The sequence below is a fragment of the Kocuria rhizosphaerae genome, assembly GCF_044462265.1.
Taxonomy (GTDB): domain Bacteria; phylum Actinomycetota; class Actinomycetes; order Actinomycetales; family Micrococcaceae; genus Kocuria; species Kocuria rhizosphaerae.
This window is the reverse complement of record NZ_JBISWL010000052.1, coordinates 1-24,161: the sequence shown is the minus strand read 5'-3', so window position 1 is coordinate 24,161 and position 24,161 is coordinate 1. Positions and strand designations below refer to the sequence as shown.

At 73.3% G+C, this 24,161-nt stretch carries 16 protein-coding genes; 10 read left to right on the top strand and 6 right to left on the bottom strand.

All coding sequences use genetic code 11. The annotated features are described in order from the left end of the window. Positions 1-52 precede the first annotated feature (52 nt). Together cspE and ACH9EU_RS06210 are read right to left on the bottom strand one after the other, a co-directional pair. The gene (gene cspE, locus ACH9EU_RS06215) at positions 53-259 is read right to left on the bottom strand and encodes a transcription antiterminator/RNA stability regulator CspE (protein WP_047804984.1); all 207 of its coding nucleotides are present in this window, start codon (positions 257-259) and stop codon (positions 53-55) included. 225 nt (positions 260-484) lie between these two features. Continuing rightward, complete coding sequence (locus tag ACH9EU_RS06210; RefSeq protein ID WP_396413071.1) at positions 485-3,610, bottom strand: hypothetical protein; 3,126 nt, start codon at positions 3,608-3,610, stop codon at positions 485-487. 127 nt (positions 3,611-3,737) lie between these two features. Between ACH9EU_RS06210 and ACH9EU_RS06205 the strand changes: the two genes are divergently transcribed. The 4 genes from ACH9EU_RS06205 to ACH9EU_RS06190 all read left to right on the top strand — a co-directional run bounded on the left by ACH9EU_RS06205 (position 3,738) and on the right by ACH9EU_RS06190 (position 11,380). Further along, a complete protein-coding gene (locus tag ACH9EU_RS06205) occupies positions 3,738-7,055 on the top strand; it encodes a DEAD/DEAH box helicase (RefSeq protein ID WP_396413070.1) in 3,318 nt (1,105 codons plus the stop codon). Between the two features lie 215 nt (positions 7,056-7,270). After that, the gene (locus tag ACH9EU_RS06200; RefSeq protein WP_396413069.1) at positions 7,271-8,680 is read left to right on the top strand and encodes a TY-Chap domain-containing protein; all 1,410 of its coding nucleotides are present in this window, start codon (positions 7,271-7,273) and stop codon (positions 8,678-8,680) included. 117 nt (positions 8,681-8,797) lie between these two features. Continuing rightward, positions 8,798-10,063: a benzoate/H(+) symporter BenE family transporter gene (locus ACH9EU_RS06195; RefSeq protein WP_396413068.1), complete on the top strand. Its 1,266-nt coding sequence runs from the start codon at positions 8,798-8,800 to the stop codon at positions 10,061-10,063. Positions 10,064-10,240: 177 nt separating this feature from the next. Beyond that, entirely contained in the window at positions 10,241-11,380 is a 1,140-nt protein-coding gene (locus ACH9EU_RS06190) for a VIT1/CCC1 transporter family protein (protein ID WP_396413067.1), read from the top strand. A 613-nt stretch (positions 11,381-11,993) separates the two neighbouring features. On the opposite strand, the gene ACH9EU_RS06185 is transcribed toward ACH9EU_RS06190, so the two are convergent. Further along, the gene (locus ACH9EU_RS06185) at positions 11,994-13,049 is read right to left on the bottom strand and encodes a Gfo/Idh/MocA family protein (protein WP_396413066.1); all 1,056 of its coding nucleotides are present in this window, start codon (positions 13,047-13,049) and stop codon (positions 11,994-11,996) included. Positions 13,050-13,650: 601 nt separating this feature from the next. Between ACH9EU_RS06185 and ACH9EU_RS06180 the strand changes: the two genes are divergently transcribed. The 5 genes from ACH9EU_RS06180 to ACH9EU_RS06160 all read left to right on the top strand — a co-directional run bounded on the left by ACH9EU_RS06180 (position 13,651) and on the right by ACH9EU_RS06160 (position 19,475). Beyond that, positions 13,651-14,391 carry a UTRA domain-containing protein gene (locus ACH9EU_RS06180; RefSeq protein WP_396413065.1) on the top strand — a complete coding sequence of 247 codons (741 nt, stop codon included), beginning with the start codon at positions 13,651-13,653 and terminating at the stop codon, positions 14,389-14,391. A gap of 118 nt (positions 14,392-14,509) precedes the next feature. Beyond that, a complete protein-coding gene (gene iolB, locus ACH9EU_RS06175) occupies positions 14,510-15,427 on the top strand; it encodes a 5-deoxy-glucuronate isomerase (RefSeq protein WP_396413064.1) in 918 nt (305 codons plus the stop codon). A gap of 53 nt (positions 15,428-15,480) precedes the next feature. Beyond that, a complete protein-coding gene (locus tag ACH9EU_RS06170; RefSeq protein WP_396413063.1) occupies positions 15,481-16,941 on the top strand; it encodes an MFS transporter in 1,461 nt (486 codons plus the stop codon). A 242-nt stretch (positions 16,942-17,183) separates the two neighbouring features. Continuing rightward, positions 17,184-18,587, top strand: a complete 1,404-nt coding sequence (locus ACH9EU_RS06165; RefSeq protein WP_396413062.1) for an FAD-dependent oxidoreductase — start codon at positions 17,184-17,186, stop codon at positions 18,585-18,587. A 57-nt stretch (positions 18,588-18,644) separates the two neighbouring features. After that, on the top strand, positions 18,645-19,475 hold the full coding sequence (locus tag ACH9EU_RS06160; RefSeq protein ID WP_396413061.1) for an aldo/keto reductase: 831 nt from the start codon (positions 18,645-18,647) through the stop codon (positions 19,473-19,475). A gap of 146 nt (positions 19,476-19,621) precedes the next feature. On the opposite strand, the gene ACH9EU_RS06155 is transcribed toward ACH9EU_RS06160, so the two are convergent. After that, entirely contained in the window at positions 19,622-20,629 is a 1,008-nt protein-coding gene (locus ACH9EU_RS06155) for a TIM barrel protein (RefSeq protein WP_396413060.1), read from the bottom strand. After that, positions 20,626-21,804, bottom strand: a complete 1,179-nt coding sequence (locus ACH9EU_RS06150; RefSeq protein WP_396413059.1) for a Gfo/Idh/MocA family oxidoreductase — start codon at positions 21,802-21,804, stop codon at positions 20,626-20,628. Before ACH9EU_RS06150 ends, ACH9EU_RS06155 begins: the two co-directional genes overlap by 4 nt. A gap of 169 nt (positions 21,805-21,973) precedes the next feature. Between ACH9EU_RS06150 and ACH9EU_RS06145 the strand changes: the two genes are divergently transcribed. Continuing rightward, complete coding sequence (locus tag ACH9EU_RS06145) at positions 21,974-22,990, top strand: substrate-binding domain-containing protein (protein WP_396413058.1); 1,017 nt, start codon at positions 21,974-21,976, stop codon at positions 22,988-22,990. An 88-nt stretch (positions 22,991-23,078) separates the two neighbouring features. Here the strand turns inward: ACH9EU_RS06145 and ACH9EU_RS06140 are convergent, their stop codons facing one another. Continuing rightward, positions 23,079-24,092 carry a Gfo/Idh/MocA family oxidoreductase gene (locus ACH9EU_RS06140; RefSeq protein WP_396413057.1) on the bottom strand — a complete coding sequence of 338 codons (1,014 nt, stop codon included), beginning with the start codon at positions 24,090-24,092 and terminating at the stop codon, positions 23,079-23,081. Positions 24,093-24,161 lie beyond the last annotated feature (69 nt).

Here is a 24,161-nt window from a genome sequence, read left to right as displayed (position 1 = left end):
CCGGCGGCGGTTCCGCGTGCGGCGCGCGGGCGGGGAGCCCGTGCGCACTGTGTCAGGAGATGACGGTGATGTTCGCGGCCTGGGGGCCCTTGGGGCCGTCCTGGGTCTCGAACTCGACGCGGTCGTTCTCGTTCAGCGAGCGGAAGCCGCCGGAGTTGATCGCGGAGAAGTGGGCGAAGACGTCCTTGGAGCCGTCCTCGGGGGTGATGAAGCCGAAGCCCTTGTCAGCGTTGAACCACTTGACGATACCGGTAGTCATGGGAGACCTGATCCTTCATGAGATGAACGTTTCCCGACGTTCGAGAAACACGACAGTTGTGATGCTTGGAAAACGTCTTCTCAGAAAAAACTGCTGCACCCGAGCGGGCCGAACTGCTTGAAATCCAAAAACGACAACCTCAACAACTCCGCCCCACTGTACACGAGTTCCGCGGGCGCACCTACCCCGCCCCGCCGCGGGCGGGGCAGGTGCGCCCGGTGCGGATCAGCTCATGAGCCGGTCCACCAGCGCCTGGGCGAAGCCGGGTGAGACGTCCCCGTAGTTCAGGGAGAAGTCCTCGTCCACCTTGGCCGGGAGCATGCCCGAGCACAGCACGGCGGCGCGGGCGTACAGGCCCGCGAGCTCCGCCCCGATCGGCACGGACAGCAGCTCGAGCTCCGGGTCGTAGGAGACGATGGGCACGCCGGCCTGCCGGGCCGCGAAGTGCTTGCCGATCCCGGAGGCCACGAACCGGGCGTGCCCGGAGGCGACGTCCTCGGGGGTGCGGAACGCGTACCGGGTCCGGTGGTGGTGGTTGACCCGGTAGAGCCCCGGCCGGTCCCGGTCCTCGGTGGCCTCCCACGTCGCGTCCTCCGGCACGAAGCGCTCGGCCACCCCGTTGTACTGCATCTCCGAGCGGCGCAGGTGCCGCTCCACCTCGGAGAGCGGCGGCAGGGTCTCGAGCATCGCGGGCCCGGCGTCGGGCACGACGGTGCACAGGCCGGGAGGCAGGGCGGCCCCCAGCGCCTCGAGGTCCACGTCCTGAAGGAGCGTGGTCGCGTGGTCCTCCGGGGAGAGCACCACCACGGAGGCGTCCTGCGCGGCGGCGGCCTCGGCGACCACGGCCTCCTGCTCGGGGGTCCACCCGCCGGTCAGGAGCACGGAGCCGTCGACCAGCCCGGTCAGCGACGGGCCGCAGACCTGCCAGCGGCGCACGGTCCAGTGCTCGTCGCGGAGCACCTCGAGGAAGCCGAGGGCCTGCAGATGGCCCACGAACCACTCCTCGAAGCGCTCGGAGTCCTCCAGCTGCCGGGCCACGATGGACAGGCTCGAACGCTTGCCCCCGCCCAGGAACGTCAGCGCGTCGCGGAACGGGGCCCAGGACGCGGGGTACTCCCCCTCGTCCGCGCCGATGAAGCGCAGGGCCTCCACGGAGCCGGTGGGGGTGACCGCCGAGGGCTTGGTCAACCGGCCGGGGTAGCGCTTCTGCAGTCCGCACTGGGCGCACTGCCCGAAGATCCACGGTGCCCGGGCCTTGGGCTCCATCGCGGGGAGCAGGATCCGGTGCCGGCCGGTGTCCAGGCAGGAGGGGCCCTCCGGCTCGGGCAGCACGTTGGTGCGCTCGAGCAGCAGCTGCCCCTCGGAGGAGTGCCAGCCGGGGGTCTCCGGGACCACGTGCTCCCCGGCGACCTCCCGCGGGGGCAGGTTGTCGAAGGCCCCCTGCACGTACTGGGCCGGCAGCTCGCCGACCGTCGCCGCGGTCACCGGCCACAGCGGCTCGTCCTCGGCGTGGACCAGCTCCCCCTCGTAGCCGAGCGAGCGCTGGGTGAGGTAGAAGGAGGAGTCCCGGAGCTTGAACTCGCGGCGCTGCTTGACGGTGCGTCCGGCCTTGAGCACGAGCGTGTAGTCGTTGGGCTTGAGCGTCCCGTCGGGCCGGGCGATCCGGGTGCCCTCGAGGGAGATCTGGAACGGGGGGACCCGGGACTCGACGAGCTTCGCCCGCTCGAGCCGGAACGAGTGCGGATTGCGCCACTCGCACTCCACACTCAGGGGCGTGTCCGAGTCCGCGGTGACGGTCACCTGCGGGGGCCGCAGCGCGGACCACCGCGCCACGTGCCCCGGGATGCGCAGGCCCCCGGAGAGGGTGACGGCCGGGACCAGGCGGGGCACGAGCCCGGAGAAGTTGTCGTTGGCCGTCAGCTCGGGGTTGCCCGCCCGCAGCACCTGGACGTCGTCGAACATCACCCAGCCCTCGGCGAGGCCGTGGGTCCCCGCCTCGACGAAGCGGTAGTCCGGGGACGCGGAGTCGTCGAGGATCCGCTTGATCTGGGCGATCCACTCCGGCTCGTCCCGGACCATGATCCGGCAGGGCCAGGCCGCGGGGATGTGGTCCACGGAGACGAACGAGTCCGAGAACCCGTCCTTGGCGAAGACGACGACGGGGCGCGGGTTGCGCTCGAAGCGCACGTCGCCCGCGCTCAGCCGCAGCGCACCGCTCAGCAGCGTCCCGGGGTCCATCCGCGCCGTGTAGGCCGAGACCCCGAGGTAGGCGTCCCCGATGAAGGAGAGGAACACCGTGCGCGGACCGGCCGTCGTCTCGAGCTCGACCTCCCGCCCGGTCAGGAAGCGCTTGGGCAGGACGAAGCCGAGCTCGAACACGGGGTTGCCCACGTAGTCCGTGCTGTCCACGAGGGACAGGGAGCAGGGCTTGACGGCGCTGCGGCCGGGCCCCCGGCCCTGGGCGCGCACCTCGGCCCGGGCCTGCTCGCGGGACTGCTCCCACACCGAGAGCTCCGCCAGGGCGATCTCGAGCGCGGGCTCCCGGGTGAGGGGGTTCGCCCAGACCTGTTTCATGGCCTTGGAGGCCTTGGTGTCGGCGAGGTCGAGCCAGAAGTCGACGTAGACGCCGAGCTCGGCGGCGGAGAGCCCCTGGGCGGTGGTCATGCCCAGGTCCTCGAACATCCGGTGCAGCTGGCGCCGTTCGGCCTCCCCGAACAGCGTCTGGGACAGCGCGAGGCCCACGGGCCGCTGGGCCACGGCGTAGGCCGTGGGCAGCCCGATCTCGCCGTCGCGCAGCTCGAGCCAGTAGCGCAGGGCGTCCCAGTACGCCTCGGTGTCCTTCTTGAACGAGGACTCCAGTGCCTTCGCGTTGTCCGGGCCGGCCTGCAGGAGCACGGCCAGGGGCAGGTAGAAGGCCGAGACGGACTTGTTGCCCGTCCGCGCGGCGAGCGTGGACATGTGCCGCCCCGCGAGGGCGAAGAGAGCCAGGAGGGCGACGACGGGCGGCGGGGGGATCTCGGCGATCGAGTCCAGGCTGCGGCGGGTCGCCCGGTACCACTGGGCCGTGAGCCGGTTGAAGGTCTCGAACACGGAGCGCCGCGCCTCCCCGGTGACCAGCAGCGGCGTCACGGAGTCGGCGATCGCCCGCAGGGTCGAGGGCCCGTCCAGGCCGTGCTCCTCCCCGATGGCCGCGAGCGTGCGGTCGTCGAGGTCGAGGTGGACGAGCTCCCCCGCCCGGTCGGTCCCGTAGAAGGCTGCGGCGACGGCGTCGTTCCAGCGGAGATGGGCGACCTCCTCGGCGCTGTCGGCAATGTCGTGGTCTCCGAGGTGGAGCCCAGCGGCGTCGGGCACGAGTCCTCCGTCCGCGGCCGCACTCGGGGCCGCTGTCGTCGTTCGAGGGGTCCCGTCGATTATAGGGAGGCCGGAGCCGGCCGCCGCACGCTCGGCGGGGACCCGCACGTCCGGATACGGTGGAGGGATGCACTCCCCTCCCGGCCCTCTCGTGGACTCCCGGCGGCTCGTGGCCGTCTCCGGGCCCGCGGTCCTCCGGCGTGGCCAGGAGTACTTCCGCTCCGGCCGCGTGCGCTCCGTGCAGTGGTCCCCGGGCGCCGACGGCGCCGGCACGCTCTCCGCCGAGGTGCACGGCGCCGGCGGCGTGTACTCCACGACCGTGCGCGTCGGGGCCGACGGGACGCCCGGGCCGGCGTGGTGCACGTGCCCCGCAGGGGGTTTCTGCAAGCACGCCGTGGCCACGGTGCTGCGCCACAACTTCGAGACGGCGGTCCGGGCGCACCGTCCGGCGGACGGTGCGGCCCCCGGGGACGCCGGTGGGCGGGCCCAGGACGCGGCCCCGGACTGGAAGGACACCCTGTCCGAGATCCTGGGCGGGCCCGGACCGGCCGCGCCGCCGCCCGAGCAGCCCGCCGGGGTGGCGCTCGAGTTCGACCTGCGCCGGGAGCCGTACCGGTACGTGCACGGCACCGGCCGGGCGGGGGCCCCGTGGCACCTCTACGTGCGACCGGTCCGGCGGGGCCGCCGCGGAGGGTGGATCAAGGGCGGCCTCGACTGGGAGTCGGTGACCGGAGGGCCCGAGGGCTGGTCGCCGACCCCCGCGCAGGCGGACTGGTTCGACGAGCTGCGAGCGCTCAGCGCCACGCGCTCGCCCTACGCGGTGCACGACCGGCACTGGATACGGCTGGACTCCTACGCCTCCCCCCTGCTGTGGGGCATCCTCGCCCGTGCGCAGGACGCCGGGATCTCCCTGGTCGGCCGGGAGCACGGGCTGCCCGTGACCCTGGAGGAGCCCGGCCGCTTCCACGTCGACGTCGTCCGCGGGCCCGGCAAGGACCTGGAGCTGCGCCCGACGGTGGACAGCGGGGGCCGTCGGATCGCGCTCGGGACGGCGCGGATCATCGGGGATCCCGGGCACGGGCTGTTCCACCCGGACGGAGACCCGCAGGCGGTCGCCGACACCGAGGACCTCAACGTCTTCCCGCTGCACCTCGTGCCCCTCGCGACGCGGCTGACCCGGGAGCAGCGCCGGTTCCTCGACACCGCGGGCGGGCTCACCGTGCCCGAGGACGAGGTCGAGGTGTTCTTCGACCGGTACTTCCCCCGGCTGCACCGGAGCATGGACGTGGACAACGGGGACGGCTCCATCGAGCTCCCGCAGGTCGCGGACCCCGAGCTCGTGCTCACCCTCGAGCACCAGGAGCTGACGATCCGCGTCCGGTGGGAGTGGGAGTACCAGAAGGGCCGGGAGCGGGTCCGGCTGCCCTTCCGTCCGCTCGACCCCCTGGCCGACGAGCCCGTGCACCGCGAGTCCTCCTGGGAGACGGCCGTCACCGCCGCGGTCCGCCACCGTGCCCCGGGAGTGGACTTCCGGCGCTCGGCCTACGTCGCGGAGGACGCGCTCGTCCTCGTGCGGGAGTGGCTGCCCGCGCTGGCGAAGGTCCAGGACCTCAGGATCGAGCACACGGGCGGACGGCGGGCGTACCAGCAGATCGCCGACCCGCCCACCATCACCGTGAGCACGGCGTCCACCGAACGCCGCGACTGGTTCGACCTGGGCGTCACGGTCAAGGTGGGCGAGTTCTACATCCCCTTCGCCGATGTCTTCCGCGCCCTCGACCTCGGCCAGGACGTCATGCTGGCCCCGGACGGGTCGTGGTTCTCCCTGCAGCGCCCCGAGTTCGACCGGCTGCGCGAGCTGATCGCCGAGGCCCGCGCCCTGCAGGACTCTGCCGACGGGCCGCTGCGCATCCACCGGCACCAGGCCGGGCTGTGGCAGGAGTTCGAGGAGCTGGCGACCGACACGGACCAGGCCGAGGCGTGGCGCGCGAGCGTGCGCTCGCTGCTCGAGCTGGGGACGGCCGAGCCCCCTCCGGTGCCCGCCTCCCTGCACGCCGAGCTGCGCCCCTACCAGCGCGAGGGCTACGCGTGGCTGAGCATGCTGTGGGACCACGGCCTGGGCGGGATCCTCGCCGACGACATGGGGCTGGGCAAGACGGTGCAGGCCATCGCCCTGATCTGCCGCGCCGTCGAGCGCGACCCCGGCCTGCCCCCGTTCCTGGTGGTCGCACCCACCTCCGTGGTGCCCAACTGGGTCGCGGAGGTGCGCCGCTTCGCGCCCACGCTGACGGTCGCGGGCGTGCGCGACACCCAGGCGAAGGGTGGCACCGAGCTGGCGGACACCGCCTCCGGCGCCCGCGTGGTCGTGACCTCCTACACGCTCCTGCGCCTCGACGAGACCGCCTACCGGGCGCTCCCCTGGGCGGGTGTGCTCCTCGACGAGGCGCAGTTCGTGAAGAACCCCCGGACCAAGGCCCACCGGGCGGTGAAGGAGCTCGACACCTCGTTCACGCTGGCCATCACGGGCACCCCGCTGGAGAACAGCCTGGTGGAGCTGTGGGCGCTGCTGTCCCTCACCGCCCCGGGGCTCTTCCCGTCCCGGCGGAGGTTCACGGAGGCCTACCAGCGCCCCATCGAGCGCGGGGAGGACGCCGCGGCGCTCGCGCGCCTGCGCCGCCGCGTGCGGCCCCTGATGCTGCGCCGCACCAAGGAGTCCGTGGACCTGGAGCTGCCGCCCAAGCTGGAGCAGACCATCGAGGTGGAGCTCTCCCCCGCGCACCGGCGGCTCTACGACACGCGCCTGCAGCGTGAGCGGCAGAAGGTCCTCGGTCTGCTGCGCGACCTGGACCGCAACCGGTTCACGATCTTCCGGTCCCTGACGACCCTGCGCCTGCTCAGCCTCGACGCCTCGCTCGTGGACCCCGAGGCGGAGGTCTCCTCGAGCAAGCTCGACCTGCTCTTCGAGCACCTGCCCGAGATCGTGGCGGAGGGCCACCACCCGCTCGTGTTCAGCCAGTTCACGAGCTTCCTCAAGAAGGCCGCCGCCCGCCTGGACGAGCTGCGGATCCCCTACGCCTACCTCGACGGCTCGACCACCGACCGCGCGCGTGTGCTCGAGCGGTTCACCTCCGGCGAGGTCCCCGTCTTCCTGGTCAGCCTCAAGGCGGGCGGCTTCGGCCTGAACCTCACCCGGGCCGACTACTGCTTCCTCCTCGACCCGTGGTGGAACCCCGCCACCGAGGAACAGGCGGTGGACCGGACCCACCGGATCGGCCAGCAGAAGAAGGTCATGGTCTACCGGCTCGTGGCGCGGGACACGATCGAGGAGAAGGTGATGGAGCTCAAGGCGCGCAAGGCCCGGCTGTTCACCGCCGTGCTGGACGACGACCGGATGTTCTCCGCGGGCCTGACGGCCGACGACATCCGCGAGCTGCTGGCCCCGTGACACGCCGTCCCGACGTGGGCGGAGACCCCGCCGGGACGCCCCGGGCCGTGACCGGACGGTAGCGCCGACGTCATCAGCCGGTCATAATCGTCGGGTACGCGCGGCACCCCCGCGGAGCCCGGCTAGCATCGGAAGTGCGCCCCTTGCGGCGACGTACCCCTGCTCCCCGGCCTCGACGCCGGGGCCGTGACCACCAGCCGACCGGAGGACCCTCCATGCCCCACGCCGTGGCGGGCCTCGCAGCCTTCGTGCAGCGCTACGGTTCCCTCATCCGCGCCATGGCCGACCGCGGCCTGACCCGCGGCCAGGTCCGCCTGCGCTTCCAGCTCCTCTTCCCGGAGGAGTCCCCGGCCCTGCTGGACGCGGCGATCGCCCACCTGGGCCAGGTCTTCCCGCACGAGTCCACCGCGCCGGCGCTCAACGACGGGGCCGTGGCCGCCGGCGTGTGGCTCGCCGTCGCCCAGCACCTGGGACTGACCCCCGACCCGGACCACGCGGCGCTGCACCTCAGCTCCGAGACGGTGCGCGACGTCACGGCTCTGCTCGCGCTCTCCGACTCCGACGGGGAAACCACCCGGCGGGCCCTGGGCCTGATCGGCGCCGCCCAGCAGCGCCACGGCGCCGGCGCCTGCCCCCCGCTCACCGTGCACGGCTACGAGCGGGCCCGGCTGGGCCTGTGCACCGACACCGACTTCCTCTGCAACCTGGCCCACCACTGGCCCGCCCCCGAGCGCGTGGTCTCGCAGCGGCTGGGCGACGGACGCTGGGACGTGGCGCTCGAGCGGATCGGCCTGCGTGCCGGGCACGAGGTCCCCGCCGACCACGTGTTCACGGAGGACGAGTACCGTGCGGCGGTCACGGCCTTCCTCATGCACTGCCGCAGCGCGGGCCACCACCCCACCACCGCCCGCTACGGCCGGTGGGTGATCGAGCAGGAGGCCGGGAGGACCCGCCGCCCCTACTTCGACGGCGTGCGCCGGTTCTTCGGGTCCTGGGAGGAGGCCATGCGCTTCGCGTCGGCCGCCCAGCCGGCGGGCGGGCACACGGGCGAGGGCTTCGCCGACACCAGGACGTGGTCCGACCTGGCCACGCCGGAGGCGCAGGAGATGCTGGGCCGCGCCGGCATCGGCGTCGTCGCCGCCGGAACGGGGACCACCGCCGTGGACGAGAACGTCTGGGGGGACCTCCGGCGACTGATCGCCACGGTCCTCGCCCGGCTGCCGTGGAACGACTTCCTGGTCGTCGAGTACGAGCGCGACGACGACCGGTCCGACGCCCCCGTGGCCTGGGCCGGTGTGGGCCCCCACGGAGCGGAGTGCGCCGTGGTCTCGGGCGGACAGCTGGTGCACGCGGCGTGGCCCGTGGACGCGACCTTCTTCCACGAGGACGAGTGGGACGAGCCGACGGCGTGGGACCAGCCGTGGACCACCGGACCCCTGGGGTTCCCCGATGCCGCGCAGAAGCTCGTCGACGGCCTGCGCTTCGGCTGGGGCTGCTCCGACCCGTACCGGTTCCACTGGGGCGTGGGCTCATTCCCCGCGGCCTCGCGCGAGCAGAGCGCCGTCATCGCCCCGGAGCGGCGGCAGTGGGGCGCCCGCACGACGTCGGACTCCGTCGACTCCTGATCCCGGTCCGGCCACTCATATCCGGACGACACCGAATCATGTTCGACTGATATTTCCCCTGGCGTGATGCGGCTCATAGGCTGAGACGGTTCTCGCCCCGCCGTCCAGGAGCAGCCCATGAGCTCACGCCCCCCGAGCAGCACCGTGCCCCCCGAGCGCCCCGTGCGGAGGCTGCGCGGGGACTGGTCCGCCTCCGCGACGCTCGCGGGCCTCGTGGCGGTCGTCGTCTCCTACTCCGGTCCCGTGCTCGTGGTGCTCGAGGCGGCCCGGGCGAGCGGGCTGAGCGCCGAGCTGACGTCGTCGTGGGTCTGGGCCATGTCGATCGGATCGGGGGTCACGTGCGCCGTCATGAGCCTGTGGACCCGTCAGCCGGTCATGGTCGCCTGGTCCATCCCGGGGGCGGCGCTGCTCATCACCGCCCTCGGGGACCACACGTTCTCGGACGCCGTGGGCGCGTACGTCGTCACCGGCGTGCTGGGCCTCCTGCTCGGCGTCACCGGGCTGTTCGGGAAGCTCCTGAACGCGGTCCCCCGGCCCATCGTCGCCGCCGTGCTCGCCGGGGTGCTCCTGCCGTTCTCCGTCGACGTGGCCGCGGCCGTCGTCGAGAACCCCTGGGTCGCGGGGGCCCTGGTGGTCGGCTACGTGCTGGGGCGTCGCTTCCTCCCCCGCTACGCGGTCTTCGCGGCGCTGCTCCTCGGTGCGGTGACGGCCGGGCTCCGGGGGCGCATCGAGCCCGTGGCCCTGGACCTGGCGCTGACCGAGCCGGTGCTGACCATGCCCACGTTCTCCTGGGAGGCGATCGTCGGGATCAGCATCCCGCTGCTCATCGTCACCGCGGCGGGTCAGAACGCCCCGGGGCTGGCCATGATGCACTCCGCCGGGTACGAGGCCGACGACCGGCTGCTGCTGGGGGCCTCGGGGGTCGCCTCCGTCGTCTTCGCCCCGTTCGGCAGCCACGCCCTGAACCTCGCGGCCGTGACCGCGGGGATCGCCACGAGCCCGGAGTCGCACCCGGACATCCGGCGCCGCTACGTGGCCGGCATCTCGTGCGGGCTCTTCTACATCGTGTTCGGGATGTTCTCGACCCCGATCGTGACGGCCTTCTCCGCCATCCCGCCGGGCATGATCACGGCGCTGGCGGGGGTGGCGCTCCTGGGTCCGCTGCTGGGCTCCCTGGCCGACACCGTGAGCCCCGGACGGCACCAGCCCGCGGTGCTCGAGGCCGCCGTCATCACCCTGGTCGTCACGGTCTCGGGCATCGCACCCCTCGGGATCGTCTCGGCGTTCTGGGGCATCCTCGCCGGTCTGGCGGCCTACGCGGTGCTGTGCCGGCCACGGGCGGGTTCGGTGCACCGAAACGGGCCGGGGTCACCGCGGAGCTAGACTCGTCCCGAAGCGAAGGGGAGTAGTTCCCGGGCGCCGCGCGCCCGTCGGCCTGTCGACATCCCGGTCTCGACGAGGAGTCCCGGCAGACCGCCCGCCGCCGCGGGGGAACGAGACCTTCACCGGACGACCCCGAACCCCGGCCCGGCGCGCGAGCCGTGCCCGAGGAAGGCCCTCATGAGCCCCGCACCCGACCCCGACGTCCCCGCGCCCGGAGGGCCGGAACCGCCCGATCCCGGCCAGGTCCGGCGCTGGCGCAAGTACCTTGCCGAGGAACGGACGGAGGCGCGGATCTACCGGCTGCTCGCCGCCCGCAGCGCCGGGCGGGAGCGGGAGATCCTGCACCAGATCGCCGAGGGCGAGCAGCGCCACGTCGAGCACTGGGCACGCCTGCTCGGGCCCCACGCGGGCACCGAGGCCCGCCCGTCCCTGTACTCGCGGCTGCTGACGTTCCTGGCGGCGCACTTCGGCTCCGTCTTCGTCCTCGCCCTCCTGCAGCGCGCCGAGGGCCGCTCCCCCTACGAGAAGGAGCGGGACGCGTCCGACGCCATGGCCGCGGACGAGGCGGTGCACGAGGAGATCATCCGGGCGCTGGCCACCGAGGGACGGAACCGGCTCTCCGGGAACTTCCGGGCCGCCGTCTTCGGCGCCAACGACGGGCTGGTCTCCAATCTCGCCCTCGTGATGGGGGTCGGCGCGACCGGCACCGCCCCGGCCATGGTCCTCTTCGCGGGAATCGCCGGCCTGCTCGCGGGGGCCCTGTCCATGGGCGCGGGCGAGTACGTGTCCGTGCGCTCCCAGCGGGAGCTGCTCGACGCGTCCCGGCCCACGCAGGTGACGCTGCACGTGGCCCCCAACCTCGACCTCGACGCCAACGAGCTGGTGCTCATCTACCGGGCGCGGGGCATGAGCGAGGAGGCCGCCGAGCACCGTGCCGCGGAACGGCTCGGGTTCTTCGACTGCGACTGCGACCCGTCCCGGTCCTTCCGCGACCCCGTCGAGGACCGGACCGAGCCGCGGGAGCGACCGAACGTGGCCCTGGGCACGGACCTCGGGGCCGCCGCCTCCAGCTTCTGCTTCTTCGCCTCCGGTGCGCTCGTCCCGATCCTGCCCTACCTGGTGGGCCTGACCGGTGCGACCGCCATGGTGGTCGCACTCGTGCTCGTGGGGTTCGCCCTGCTCGTCACCGGCGCGCTGGTCGGACTGCTCTCCGGCGCGTCCCCGTGGAAGCGCGGACTGCGCCAGCTGGGCATCGGGTACGGAGCGGCGCTCGCCACCTACGCGCTCGGGCTGCTGTTCAACACCAGCGTGGGCTGAGACGCGTCCCGGCCGTTCCGGACGTCATCTCCAGTCGTCCACACTTTCGGGGACAGACGTTCCGGGTCCTTCCGCGTCCCTGCGGGGTCCCGCGGACGAAGGCCCAGGCGGGGCCCGGATTTCCGGGGCCCCGGCCGCCCCGGGCGGCGCCACGACGTGGCCCCGGCGGACCGTCGGGGCGATGTCGGCCCCCTGGTGGCAGATATTCCGTGCGGACCTGGTGGGCACCGGGCGCCGGTTCGGATACAGTGACGCACGTGGTGCAAACCACAGCAATGGGGGAAATTGCACGGGGAGAACCCGTTCGGACGCACTGGGGGGTGCACCGAACGCGGCACCCGCGCTCTGAAAGCCGCTCAGCCCACGGCTCTCCTCCGTTGAGGCGCTCAGCGCCTGCCGATGGCCGCGGGTCCTCCGAGCGAGGCGCACCTCTCCCCGCGCCGGGCGGACTCCTACCGCCCGTTCCCGCGGCCATCGGTCTCCACGGCACGAGGCCGTCCCCCGGCGCCGAGCTCCTCGGCTCCGCGGTCCCGGCACCCAGGATCTCGGCCCGGTCCCGTGACCGCCGCACCCAGGTCCTCGGCCCGCTCCCGCGGCCCCGACACCCGGATCCTCAGCCCGGCACACCTGCGACCCCGGCACCCGGCAGCGGTGTGACCGTGACCGCCGAACCCGTCTCGAGGGACCGCTGGGCCGCGTCGGCGACCCGCGAGGCCGCCACGGCGTCTCCGGCCGTGCAGGGGCTCGGGATCTCGCCGCGGACCACCCGCACGAAGGCCTCCATCTCCCGCCGGTAGGCCTCGGCGAAGCGCTCGTGGAACGTCGTGTGCGGCCGCCCGGAGGGGAAGCCGACGCCCGGCTCGGCCGAACGGACGGCCATGTGGTCGTCCATCCCCACGGCCACGGACCCCTTCGATCCCTGCAGCTCCAGCCGGACGTCGTGCCCCGCCCCGTTGTAGCGGGTCGCGGAGACGGTGGCCACCGTGCCGTCGTCGAAGGTCAGCACGGCGAGGGCCGTGTCCACGTCGCCGACCTCACCGATCCTCGGGTCGCCGTTGTTGGAACCGCGGGCGTAGACCTCGACCACCTCGCGCCCGGTGATCCACCGGAGGACGTCCACGTCGTGCACGGAGCAGTCCCGGAACAGCCCGCCCGAGGTCGCGAGGAAATCCACCGGCGGCGGGGCCATGTCCCCGGTCACGGCACGGACGGTGTGCAGCCAGCCCAGCTCCCCGGCGGCGAACAGCTCGCGGGCCCGGAGATACCCGGCGTCGAAGCGGCGCTGGTGGCCGATCTGCACCACGCCCCGCACCCGGTCGATCTCCTCGAGCAGCGGCAGCGCCTCCTCCGCCGTCAGCGCCACCGGCTTCTCGCAGAAGACGGGGAGTCCCGCCGCGAGACCACGCCGGATCAGGTCCGGGTGCGTGGCCGTACCGGTGGCCACGACGAGGCCGTCGACGCCGTGGTCGAGCAGCTCCTGCACGGAGGGCAGGGCCTGCGCGCCGACCCGTTCCGCCACGGCGGCGGCCTGCGCCGGAACGGCGTCGGCGATGCGGAGCCGCACGGCCGGCTCGCCGCCGGGCGTGCGCAGGGCCGTGAGGTTCTCGGCGTGCATGGCACCGATGCGGCCTGCGCCGATCAGTCCGATCCGGACGGGGTGGGTGGTCATGGGCGGTGCTCCTCCTGTGCGTGTGCGGGTGCCCCGGCCCGGCAACCGGGGCGGTCTCCTGGTGCCGAGGCGGTCGGCGGTGGTCAGGACCGTGTGCGCGGTGCGAGGTGGCCGGTTCCCGCGTGGGACCGGAGGTGCTCCGTCCGGGCGGTCGCGCCCGCCCACCGGTCCGAGTTGGTGGGCGGGTTCCTCCGGTCCGGCGCCGCCGGCCGTCCCGGCGCTGGGATCGCGGCGCCCGAGGAGCGAGGGCCGTCGGCCCGCGCGTCGTGCCGTCACGGAGATCTCCCCGCGGCGCGGGGGTCCTGCGCTTCTCCGCCCCCCGTCCCGGCGACCATCCTGCGTGAAGGGGATCACGCAAGTCAATACTATGTATGGACATACTCACATCACTACGTACACAATGGGTGTCAGGGATCACACGGCGACCACCGTGGCTCCCGGGACGCACGGCCTCCCACCGGAGGCCCATCGCTGCCCAGCACACTGTTAAGGTCGTCCACGACTCCGCCCACCGGCGGTCGCGGCCCCGCCACCCACCCGCAGCACGCGGACCGCCGGCACACGAGCCGGCGTCCCGTTCGTCCCACCCCTGGAGGTCCCCATGTCCGGCCCGCTCCGACTCACGGTCGACAAGAGCTCCCCCGTGCCCCTCTACCACCAGGTGGCGCAGGGACTCGAGGACGCCATCCGCACCGGCGTCCTGCCCCCGGGGACCAAGCTCGACAACGAGATCGACCTGGCGAACAGCCTGAACCTGTCCCGCCCGACCATGCGGAAGGCCATGGACCAGCTCGTGCGCGCTGGACTGCTGGTGCGCAAGCGCGGGGTCGGGACCCAGGTCGTGGGCACGCAGGTGCGCCGCACCCTGGACCTCACGAGCCTCCACGAGGACCTCCAGCGCAGCGGCGGCCGGCCCTCGACCGACGTCCTGGACTTCGCCACGGTCCCGGCCGAGGAGGAGCAGGCCCTCCTGCTCGGACTGGAGCCGGGCGAGGAGGTCTACCACCTCGTGCGGCGGCGCAGCACCGACGGGAAGCCGCTCGCGCTGATGGAGAACTGGATCCCCACCCGGCTGTGCGAGCTCTCCCGTGAGCGGCTCGAATCCGACAGCCTGTACGCGCTCATGCGCGCCCAGGGCATCAACTTCCAGCTGGCCCACCAGCGGGTCGGCGCCGTCAACGCGACGCCGTTCCAGGCGGAGCAGCTCGAGGTCGTCCCGGGAGCCGCCCTCGTGAGCATGCACCGCACGGCCATGAACGACCTCGGCCGGCCGGTGGAGACCGGCCGGCACGTGTACCGGGCGGACAAGTACAGCTTCGAGCTGACCCTCGTCCAGCGCTGAGCGCGGGACCGCCCGCCCTCCGCCCCGACGGCTCCACCGCGCCCCGTCCAGCACGACGCAGCCACCACGACACAGCCACCACGACACAGCCACCACGACACAGGAGGAGAACTCCCGCATGCACTCCACGAACTCCCGACCGGACTGGGTCTACCCGAAGGACTCCGCCGCCCAGGACGGCTGGTTCGTCTCGCTGGGGGGCCACGACTCCGCCACCACCGCCCCCGGCTGGGCCCACACGGGACTGCGCGTGGCCGACCTCGGCCCCGGCGACCGGATCGTGCTGGACGCCGCCGAGGAGGAGCGCATCGTGGTGCCGCTGTCGGGTTCCTTCCGTGCCGAGACCGGGGGGCAGCGCTACGACCTCACCGGCCGGGCCTCGGTCTTCGCGGGGCCCACGGACGTGCTCTACACGGGGATCCGCCGGGGGCTGACCCTGTCCTCGCCGGAGGGGGGTCGGGTCGCCGTCGCCTCGGCACCCGCCCGGGAGTCCTACCCCACCCGTCACGTGAGCCGCGAGGAGATCCCCGTGGAACTGCGCGGGGCCGGGAACTGCTCCCGTCAGGTGCACAACTTCGGCACCCCGGCCGCGCTCGAGGCCGACCGGTTCATCGTGTGCGAGGTGCTCACCCCCGCGGGCAACTGGTCCTCGTACCCTCCCCACAAGCACGACGAGGAGAAGGAGGGGGAGACCGCGCTCGAGGAGATCTACTACTTCGAGACGCAGCTCGCGGCCGGGATGCCCGCCTCGGGGACCGGTGGAGCGGACCCCATGGGCTACCAGCGGGTCTACGCCTCGGACGACCGGCCCATCGACGTCAACGCCGAGGTGCGCTCGGGCGACGTCGTCCTCGTGCCCTACGGCTGGCACGGCCCGGCCATGGCCACGCCCGGCTACGACATGTACTACCTCAACGTCATGGCGGGCCCCGGCCGCGTGCGGGAGTGGCTGATCAGCGACGACCCGCACCACGGCTGGATCCGCCGGGCCTGGGACGAGTCGGCGGTCGACCCCCGGCTGCCGTTCGGCCGCTGAGCGGCCCGTCGTCGTCGCGCCCGGGGCGCGCGGCCAGGACCCCGAGGAGACCCGTGGACGGCGAGAGCACCCGCCCGTGGAGCCGCAGGCTCGCGCTGCTCGTGGCGGCCGTGATGTTCATGGAGCACCTCGACGGCACGATCCTCGTCACCGCGGTGCCCAGCATCGCGGCCGACCTGGGCGTGGGCAGCGCCGAGGTCGGCCTCGCGATGACCGTCTACCTGGTCACGGTCGCCACCTTCATCCCCGTGGGCGGATGGCTGGCCGGACGCTTCGGGCCCCGGCGCGTGTTCTGCGCGTCGATCGTCGTCTTCACGGCCGCCTCCGTGCTCTGCGCGGCCAGCGGCAGCCTCCCGGCCCTGGTGGCCGGGCGGGTGCTGCAGGGGCTGGGCGGGGCCATGATGGTCCCGGTCGGGCAGCTGATCGTGCTGCGCGCCACCGACCGGCGGGACCTGCTGCGGGCGATCGCCTGGATCACCTGGCCCGCGCTGCTCGCTCCCGTGCTGGCCCCCCTCGTGGGCGGGCTGCTGACCTCCTGGGTGAGCTGGCACTGGATCTTCCTCGTCAACGTCCCGGTGGGCGTGGCGGCCCTCGCGGCCGCCCTGTGGCTCGTCCGCGACACCGGCACCGAGCCGCGGCCCCTGGACGCGCCCGGGCTGCTGTGGTGCACCGTCGCGGTCTTCGGCCTGGTCGCGGGGATGGAGCTGATCACGGACCCGGAGTGGGCCGGGGCCGCGGTCGGCCTGCTGTGCGCCTCGGCGGTCAGCGGGGTCGTCGGCGTCCGGTGGTTGCTGCGCACCACGACCCCGCTGCTGGACCTGCGCGTCTACCGGATCGCCGGCTACCGTGCCGCGAACTCGGGCGGGTTCGTCTACCGGGCGGTCGTGAGCTCGATCCCGTTCCTGCTGCCGCTGCTGCTCCAGGACGGCTTCGGCTGGTCACCCGTGGAGTCCGGGCTGCTGGTCACCGCGGTGTTCGTCGGCAACGTCGGCATCAAACCGGCCACGACCCCGCTGCTGCGCCGCTTCGGCTTCCGCAACGTCCTCATCGCCTCCGTGGCCGGCGGCGCGGCGTGCCTGGTGGCGTTGATGTTCCTCTCCCCCGGCATGTCCCTGTGGCTCGTCGTCGCGCTCCTGCTGGTCAGCGGCGCGCTGCGCTCGGCCGGCTTCACCGCCTACAACTCGCTGCAGTTCGCCGACGTGGAGCCGGAACGGCTTTCCTCGGCCAACACCCTCTCCGCCACCACTGCGCAGCTGGCCACGGGGCTGGGGGTCGCCGTGGGAGCGCTCGCCCTGCAGCTGGCCGCGGCCGCGGCCCGCTCCCTGCCCGGGACCGGCGACCTGTTCCCGTACCAGGCGGCCTTCGCCGCCATGGCGGCGCTGCTCCTGGTCCCCCTCGTGAGCGCGTTCCGGCTCTCCCCCTCGGCGGCCGAGCACGTCACCGGGCGCGGGGCCCGGCCGGCACCGGCCGGGCGACGGCGACGCCGCGAGGGCACCGGGACGCACCGGAGATGACCGGGCACCTCGAGACCCCTTCCCATATGTCCTGACATATGGTGGAATCTACGACGAGGCACGCCCTGGAGCGCTCCACCAGCGCAGGTCCCCTCCGGACGGCCTCCGGCGCGGCCGGCCGTCCGGCCTTTCGCCACGCTCTCCGCTCACGATGTCCCGGCCCGGCAGGCAGTGCGCCCCGGCCCTCACCGGACAGCCCCAGCACCCCTCCTGCCCACCGACGTCACGACAGGTACACCACAATGCTCACGTCACAGAAGTTCTCCGACACCCCCTCCCGCGTCCTCGTCGTCGGCGGCGGCTATGTCGGTCTCTACGTCGCCCTGAAGCTGCAGAAGAAGGTCGCCGCCCGCGGCGGCATCGTGACCCTCGTGGACCCGCGGCCGTACATGACCTACCAGCCCCTGCTCCCGGAGGTGGCCTCGGGGTCCGTCGAGGCCCGCCACGTCGTGGTCCCCCACCGCCGGCACCTGCCGCGGACCGAGGTCGTCACGGGCACGGTCACCGCCATCGACCACGACCGGCGCACCGCGACCGTGGAGGCCTCCGAGGGCACCTCCTTCGAGCTGCCCTACCGGGACGTGGTGGTGGCGGCCGGGGCGGTCACCCGCACCTTCCCGGTCCCGGGCCTGGCCGAGCACGGCATCGGGCTGAAGACCGTGGAGGAGGCCCTCACCCTGCGCAACGGCGTGCTGGAGCGCATCGAGCACGCCTCGCTCCTGCCCCCCGGCAGCCCCGAGCGGGCCCGGGCGCTGACCGTCGTGGGCGTCGGGGGCGGCTTCGCCGGCATCGAGGCGATCGCCGAGCTCGAGGACATGGCCCGCCACGCCGTGGCCGCCAATCCGCGACTCGACCGGGCGGAGCTGCGCTTCGTGCTGGTGGAGGCCATGGGCCGCGTCATGCCCGAGGTCACCGAGCAGCAGGCCGGGTGGGTGGTCGAGCACCTGCGCTCCCGCGGCGTCGAGGTGCTGCTCAACACCTCCCTGGCCTCGGCCGTGGACGGGGTGGTCGAGCTGGTCGCCATGCCCGACAGGACGCCGGTGCAGAGCTTCCCGGCCGACACGCTGCTGTGGACGGCCGGGGTGCAGGCCGCTCCGGCGGCCCGGCACTTCGGCTTCCCCCTGGACCCGCGCGGGCGGATCACCGCCGACGCCACCCTGCGGATCCTCGACGCCGAGGACCGGCCCGTCGAGGGCGCCTGGACGGCCGGCGACGTGGCCGCCGTCCCCGATCTGACCGGCGGCGGCGTGGGCGGCTACTGCGTGCCCAACGCCCAGCACGCCGTGCGCCAGGCCAAGCACCTGGCGGCGAACCTGTACAGTGCCCGGTTCGGCACGGGCCGGTTGGAGGAGTACGAGCACCACCACCTCGGAGTCGTCGCAGGCCTCGGCAAGCACCGGGGCGTGGGCAGGGTCCTGGGTCTGGAGCTCAAGGGAGCCCCGGCCTGGCTGGCCCACCGCGGCTACCACGGAGCGGCGGTGCCGACCTGGGAGCGGAAGCTCCGGGTCCTCGCCGACTGGAGCCTCGGTGCCGCGCTGGGCCGCGACACCACCGGAACGAGCGACGTCGCGGCACCCTACCGCGCCTTCCGGTCCGCGGCCGCCCCGGTGCCGCCACCCGCCGAGACCGTGGCCGGAGGACACTGACCCGCGGCCGCGGGGACGCAACTCCCCGTGCCGCCGATCCACCCGAGTGAGGAACCCATGACCGACCTGCCCGCCCGTCCGCTCAACGACGGCACCACCGTGCCGGCCCTCGGCTTCGGCACCTACCCGCACGAGGAGGTCGACTCCGCCGCGATCACCGAGCACGCACTGGACCTGGGCTACCGTCTGCTCGACACCGCCCTGAGCTACGGCAACGAGCAGGCCGTGGGCCGCGGCGTCGCCCGCTCGCCCGTCCCACGCGAGGAGATCGTGGTGACCACCAAGATCCCCGGTCGCCACCACGGCTACGACGGGGCCCGGGCGTCCGTGCGCACCTCCCTGGCGAACCTGGGGCTGGAGCGGATCGACCTGCTGCTCATCCACTGGCCCCTGCCGCGCCTCGACCGCTACGTGGACACCTGGCGGGCCATGGTCGAGATGCGCGAGGAGGGGCTGGTGCGCACCATCGGCGTCTCCAACTTCACCCCCGCCCACATCACCCGCCTGCAGGAGGCTACCGGGGTGACCCCTGCCGTGAACCAGATCGAGCTGCACCCGTACTTCGGCCAGCGGGAGCAGCGGGCCTTCCACGCCGAGCACGGCATCCTCACGGAGAGCTGGAGCCCCCTGGGGCGCGGCGGGACCCTGCTGGCCGAACCGGCGGTCACGGAGGCCGCGCGAGTCCACGGCGTAGGCCCCGGGCAGGTCGTGCTGCGGTGGCACGTCCAGCACGGGGTCGTGCCCATCCCGGCCTCCGCCGACCCGGAGCGCCGGCGCGCCAACCGGGAACTGGACTTCGAGCTCACCCCCGAGCAGATGGCGGCCGTCGACGCCCTGGAGCAGGGACGGATCTGGGGCCAGGACCCCGACGAGTACGAGGAGTTCTGAGCTCGGCCTCCGCAGCAGGGCCCCGCCGTCGCAGCCGCCGACGGCGGGGCCCTCTGCCCGTGTGCCGTCCGCGCGCACGCAGGAGCCCCCTCCGTCGCCGGAGGGGGCTCGTGCGTGGGCAGGAGGCCGGGACGGCCCGGCGGACGTCAGCGCAGGACGCCGGCGGACGCGGCGGCGTCCTTCAGGACGCCCGCGGCGACCTCGAGGCCCTCGATCCGGCCCAGGGAGACGTCCTCGTGCTCGATGTTGACCGCCATCTCCGGGTCGACCTCGTGGAGGGCCGTGAGGAACTCGGCCCAGTAGGCGGTGTCGTGGCCGCGGCCCAGAGCCACGAAGTCCCAGGCCGAGTCCTGGGGCCACTCGTTGGCCCACTCGTCGCCGCCGAGGTTGGTGCGGTCCTCCTCGGGCGAGAGACGGCGGAAGCTGTTGTCCAGCACGCCGTAGAGCGCGGCGTTCTCCGTGTTGATGCGGACGTCCTTGGCGGCCGCGTGGAAGATCAGCGGCCCGAGCTCGCGGACGACGGCGACCGGGTCCATCTGCTGCCAGAACAGGTGCGAGGCGTCGAGCTCGACGCCCACGTGGGTGGCGCCGGTCAGCTCGACGAGCCTGCGGACGTCGGCCGTGTTGAAGACCACGTTCTGCGGGTGCAGCTCCAGGGCCACCTTCACGCCGTGGTCGGCGGCCAGGCGGTCGGTCTCACGCCAGAAGTCGGCGACGACGCCCCACTGGTGGTCCAGGATGTCCAGAGCCCCGGAGTTCCAGGCGTTGACCACCCAGTTGGGCACCGTGGCCCCGGGTTCCCCGCCCGGCAGCCCGGACATGGTGACCACCCGGGTCTGGCCCAGGCGGTGTGCCAGCCGGATGGAGCGGCGGATGTCCTCGGCGTGCTTCTCGCCGATCGCCCGCTTGGGGTGCAGCGGGTTGCCGTTGCAGTTGAGACCGGCGATCGAGACCCCGGTGCCGTCGAAGATCGCGAGGTAGTCGTCGCGGGCTGCGTCGCTCTCCAGGATCTGGTCCATGTTCGGGACGTGGACGGGCGGGAGGAATCCGCCGGTGTTGATCTCGATGCCGGTCAGCCCCAGGTCCGCGATGACCTTCAGGGCGTCGGGCAGGGGCCGGTCGTGCAGGATCGCGTTGTAGACGCCGAGCTTCACAGGGTGACCTTCTTTCCGTGGTGGGTGGCGGACTCCACGGCCGCCTCCAAGATCTCCATGTTGTGCACGCCCTCGGCGAAGGAGGCGTTGCGGGGCAGGGAGGCCGACTCCGGCAGGCCGGCGACCTCCTCGAGGAAGGCGCGGGCCTGGTAGCCGAAGGCGTCGTTCTGGCCGAAGCCCACCCCGGGGGCGTCCATGGCCAGTCCCTGCGACAGGTAGGCGTGGCCGGGGCCGAGGTTGACGGTGCGGTAGCCGTTGGTGGCCTCCGGGCCCTCGGTGAGGAACAGCTCGATCTCGGCCGGGCGCAGCTGGTTGAACCGTGCGGCACCCTTCTCGCAGAACACCTCGAAGGTCAGGGTGTTCGGGTGCCCGGCCGCCACGCGCGAGACCTCCAGGCTGCCCGCGCCCTGGGCGAACTCGGCGGAGAAGGCGGCGTAGTCGTCGTTCCCGACCGGCTCGTACGTGTCACCGACCTCGACCAGGTGGTGCCCCGTCACCGCACCCAGCGGCAGGGGGCGTTCGGTGATGGACGTGGCCAGCCGTCCCCCGGACACGGAGCGGACGTCCCCGCACAGGAACTCCGCCACGTAGGAGAGGTGGCTGCCGACGTCGGCCAGGGCACCGGAGCCGGGGCCCCCCTTGTACCGCCAGCTCATGGGCGCCTTCGGGTTGAACCCGTAGTCGGTCCAGTACCGGCCGCTGAAGTGCAGGACCTTCCCCAGCGTCCCGTCCTGGATGAGGTCGCGGATCGCGGCGATGCCGGGGGTGCGGCGGAAGGTGAAGCCGATCCGGGCGAGGGAGGAGGCCCGGTCCGCGGCCCGGGCCATGGCGCGGGCGTCCTCGAGGGTGTCGCTGAGCGGCTTCTCGCACAGCACGTGCTTGCCGGCCTCCAGCAGTCCCTCGACGACCTGGCGGTGGAAGCGGTTGGCGATGACGACGCTGACCACGTCGATCTCCGGGTCCTCCGCGATCGCCTCCCACGAGCCCACGGCCTTCTCATAGCCGTAGCGGCGGGCGACGTGACCGCCCAGCGTCTCGTTGACGTCGCCGATGGCGGCGTAGCGCAGCGGGGGCAGCACGGGGTCGTAGAGCGTGGGGGCCACGCGGTAGGCCGCCGCGTGGGCCTGTCCGGCCATGCCGGCGCCGATGACGGCGATGCCGATGCTGTCGGTCATTGTTCCTCCTGGGAACTGCTGGGTGAGGGGGTCGGTGCGGGTGGGGCAACTCTGCCGGAGCGCTGCGGCCGCGTGACACGCCCCACTTTGGAGCGCTCCATAACAGCGTAGGATGGGCCGTGAAACCCGTCAAGGGATATGTCAGGACAATTTGTCGAAGGAGTTCACCGTGTCAGGAGCGGAGGCACCGCGCCGACCCACGATCTACGACGTGGCCGCGGCGGCCGGGGTGTCCAAGTCCCTGGTGTCGCTGGTGCTGCGCGGATCCCCCAGCGTCTCGGAGGCCCGGCGAGCGGCCGTGCTCGACGCCATGGCCCGCCTGGACTACCGGCCCAGCCAGGCGGCGGCGGCCCTGGCCGGCGCGCGGACGAGGACCATCGGCGTGGTCCTGGACGACTTCCGCAACCTCTGGTTCGTCGGGCTGCTGCGCGGACTGCAGGAGGGGCTCTCCGCGCACGGGTTCCGGATCGCGGTCGCGGACGGCACGCTCAACGCCCATGTGGAGGCGAGCCCGCTGGACGGCTTCCTGTCCATGCGGGTCGACGGGCTGGTCATCGCGACGGAGCCGACACCGGCCATGCGCGTGCCGGCGGGACTGCCCGTCGTCGTGGCGGGCAGCCGGCGGGGCGAGGTGCCGGGCGCGGACGTCGTGGCCAACGACGACCGCCTCGGCGGCCGCCTGGCCACGGACCACCTCCTCGAGCTGGGACACCGCCGGATCGGCCACCTCACCGGCGACGGCGGGGCGGCGCAGCTGCGGGCCGAGGGCTTCCGGGAGTCGCTCCTGGCGGCCGGTCTGCGCGCGCCCGTGGTGCGCGGTGAGGGCTCGACCACGGAGGAGGACGGCTACCGGGCGGCCCTGCGGCTGCTCGGGGAAGCGCCGGGGACGACCGCGCTCTTCGCCGCGAACGACACCATGGCCATGGGTGCGCTGGCGGCGGCGCGCGAGCGCGGGCTGCGGGTGCCGGAGGACCTGTCGGTGATCGGCTACGACGACTCCCCCATCGCGGCCACGCACCTGCTGCGGCTCACGACCGTCGACGGGCGCAACGCGGAGGTCGGGGCCGCCGCGGCCGAGCGCCTCGTGGCGCGGACCGCGACGGAACCGTCCGAGCCCGTGCGGACCGCGCTGCTGACCCCCCGGCTGGTGCCGCGCAGCTCGTGCGCGGGACCGCGGGACGGCTGAGGAGGGGCCGGGGAGGCACGGGACCCGCCCTCCGGGGTGGACCGGGACACGGCCACGACAGGTCCCGGGGCCGGCTCGGCACGAGGACTCAGCGGTAGAGGTCGGGCTTCTCCTCGAGCCGCACGGCAACGGTCTCCCCGCTGGCCTGGGCCTGCACGCCGGCCTCGCAGCACGCGGCGGTGGCGTAGCCGTCCCAGGCCGAGGGTCCGCCGAGCTCACCGCGGGCGGCGGCGTCGGCCCAGTCCTGGAGCTCGATGTCGTAGGCCTCCCGGAAACGCTCCTCGAAGCCGGGGGTGATCCGCCCACCCCAGGTGCCGGCGGTGCGGACGTAGGGCTCGGTGTCCCCGCCGATGCCCACGATGCCGGTCTCGAAGGACGCCTGCGTGGCGACCTGGTAGCCGAACTGGGCGTTGACGTAGGCCTCGACCTGGGCGAGCACCCCGGACTCGGTCTCCATGAGCACGAGCTGGGGGTCCCGCTGCCCCTCGGGGGCGTTGCGGGTGGACCGGCCGATCCGGACCTGCACCGAGGTGATCTCCTCGCCCGTGAAGTAGCGCACGGCGTCGAACTCGTGCACCACGGTGTCGTGGATGATCATCTCGTTGGTGAAGCCCGCGGGGGTCGTGGGGTTGCGGTGCTGGTGGTGCAGGGTCAGCAGCTGCCCGTAGGTCTCCTCCTCGATCAGGCGGCGCAGCTGACGGTAACCGGCGTCGAAGCGGCGCATGAAGCCGACCTGGATGAGCTTCCGGCCGGCCGCGGCCTCCGCCTGGACCACGCGCCACGAGGACGCGGCGTCCGGGGTCAGCGGCTTCTCGCACAGGGTGGGCAGGCCGTGCTCGATCGCGGCGAGCAGGACGTCCTCGTGCAGGAAACCCGGGGTGGCGACGAGCACGGCGTCGACGTCCCCGCGGTCCATCACCTCCTGGAAGCTCGTGCAGGCCGCGGCACCGGGGATGTGAGCGATCGCGGCCTCGGCCCGGGGCCTGTCGATGTCGACGACCGCCGCGACCTCGGCGCCGGTGATGCGGTGGTGGATCCGCTCGATGTGGTCGGCGCCCATGCGGCCTGCGCCGATGACGGCGACGCGCAGTGCAGTGCTCATGGTGCGTGTCCTCTCTGTCCCCCTGTGGGGGCTGGGTGGTGTGGGGGCGCGTTCCCGCCGGCCGCGGGG

Bases quoted from the DNA above. Each gene is read 5' to 3' on its own strand.
- ACH9EU_RS06205 (WP_396413070.1), top strand. From the start codon at position 3,738: ATGCACTCCCCTCCCGGCCCTCTCGTGGACTCCCGGCGGCTCGTGGCC.
- ACH9EU_RS06200 (WP_396413069.1), top strand. From the start codon at position 7,271: ATGCCCCACGCCGTGGCGGGCCTCGCAGCCTTCGTGCAGCGCTACGGT.
- ACH9EU_RS06160 (WP_396413061.1), top strand. From the start codon at position 18,645: ATGACCGACCTGCCCGCCCGTCCGCTCAACGACGGCACCACCGTGCCG.
- ACH9EU_RS06140 (WP_396413057.1), bottom strand. From the start codon at position 24,092: ATGAGCACTGCACTGCGCGTCGCCGTCATCGGCGCAGGCCGCATGGGC.
- cspE (WP_047804984.1), bottom strand. From the start codon at position 259: ATGACTACCGGTATCGTCAAGTGGTTCAACGCTGACAAGGGCTTCGGC.
- ACH9EU_RS06195 (WP_396413068.1), top strand. From the start codon at position 8,798: ATGAGCTCACGCCCCCCGAGCAGCACCGTGCCCCCCGAGCGCCCCGTG.
- ACH9EU_RS06165 (WP_396413062.1), top strand. From the start codon at position 17,184: ATGCTCACGTCACAGAAGTTCTCCGACACCCCCTCCCGCGTCCTCGTC.
- iolB (WP_396413064.1), top strand. From the start codon at position 14,510: ATGCACTCCACGAACTCCCGACCGGACTGGGTCTACCCGAAGGACTCC.
- ACH9EU_RS06180 (WP_396413065.1), top strand. From the start codon at position 13,651: ATGTCCGGCCCGCTCCGACTCACGGTCGACAAGAGCTCCCCCGTGCCC.
- ACH9EU_RS06185 (WP_396413066.1), bottom strand. From the start codon at position 13,049: ATGACCACCCACCCCGTCCGGATCGGACTGATCGGCGCAGGCCGCATC.
- ACH9EU_RS06190 (WP_396413067.1), top strand. From the start codon at position 10,241: ATGAGCCCCGCACCCGACCCCGACGTCCCCGCGCCCGGAGGGCCGGAA.
- ACH9EU_RS06150 (WP_396413059.1), bottom strand. From the start codon at position 21,804: ATGACCGACAGCATCGGCATCGCCGTCATCGGCGCCGGCATGGCCGGA.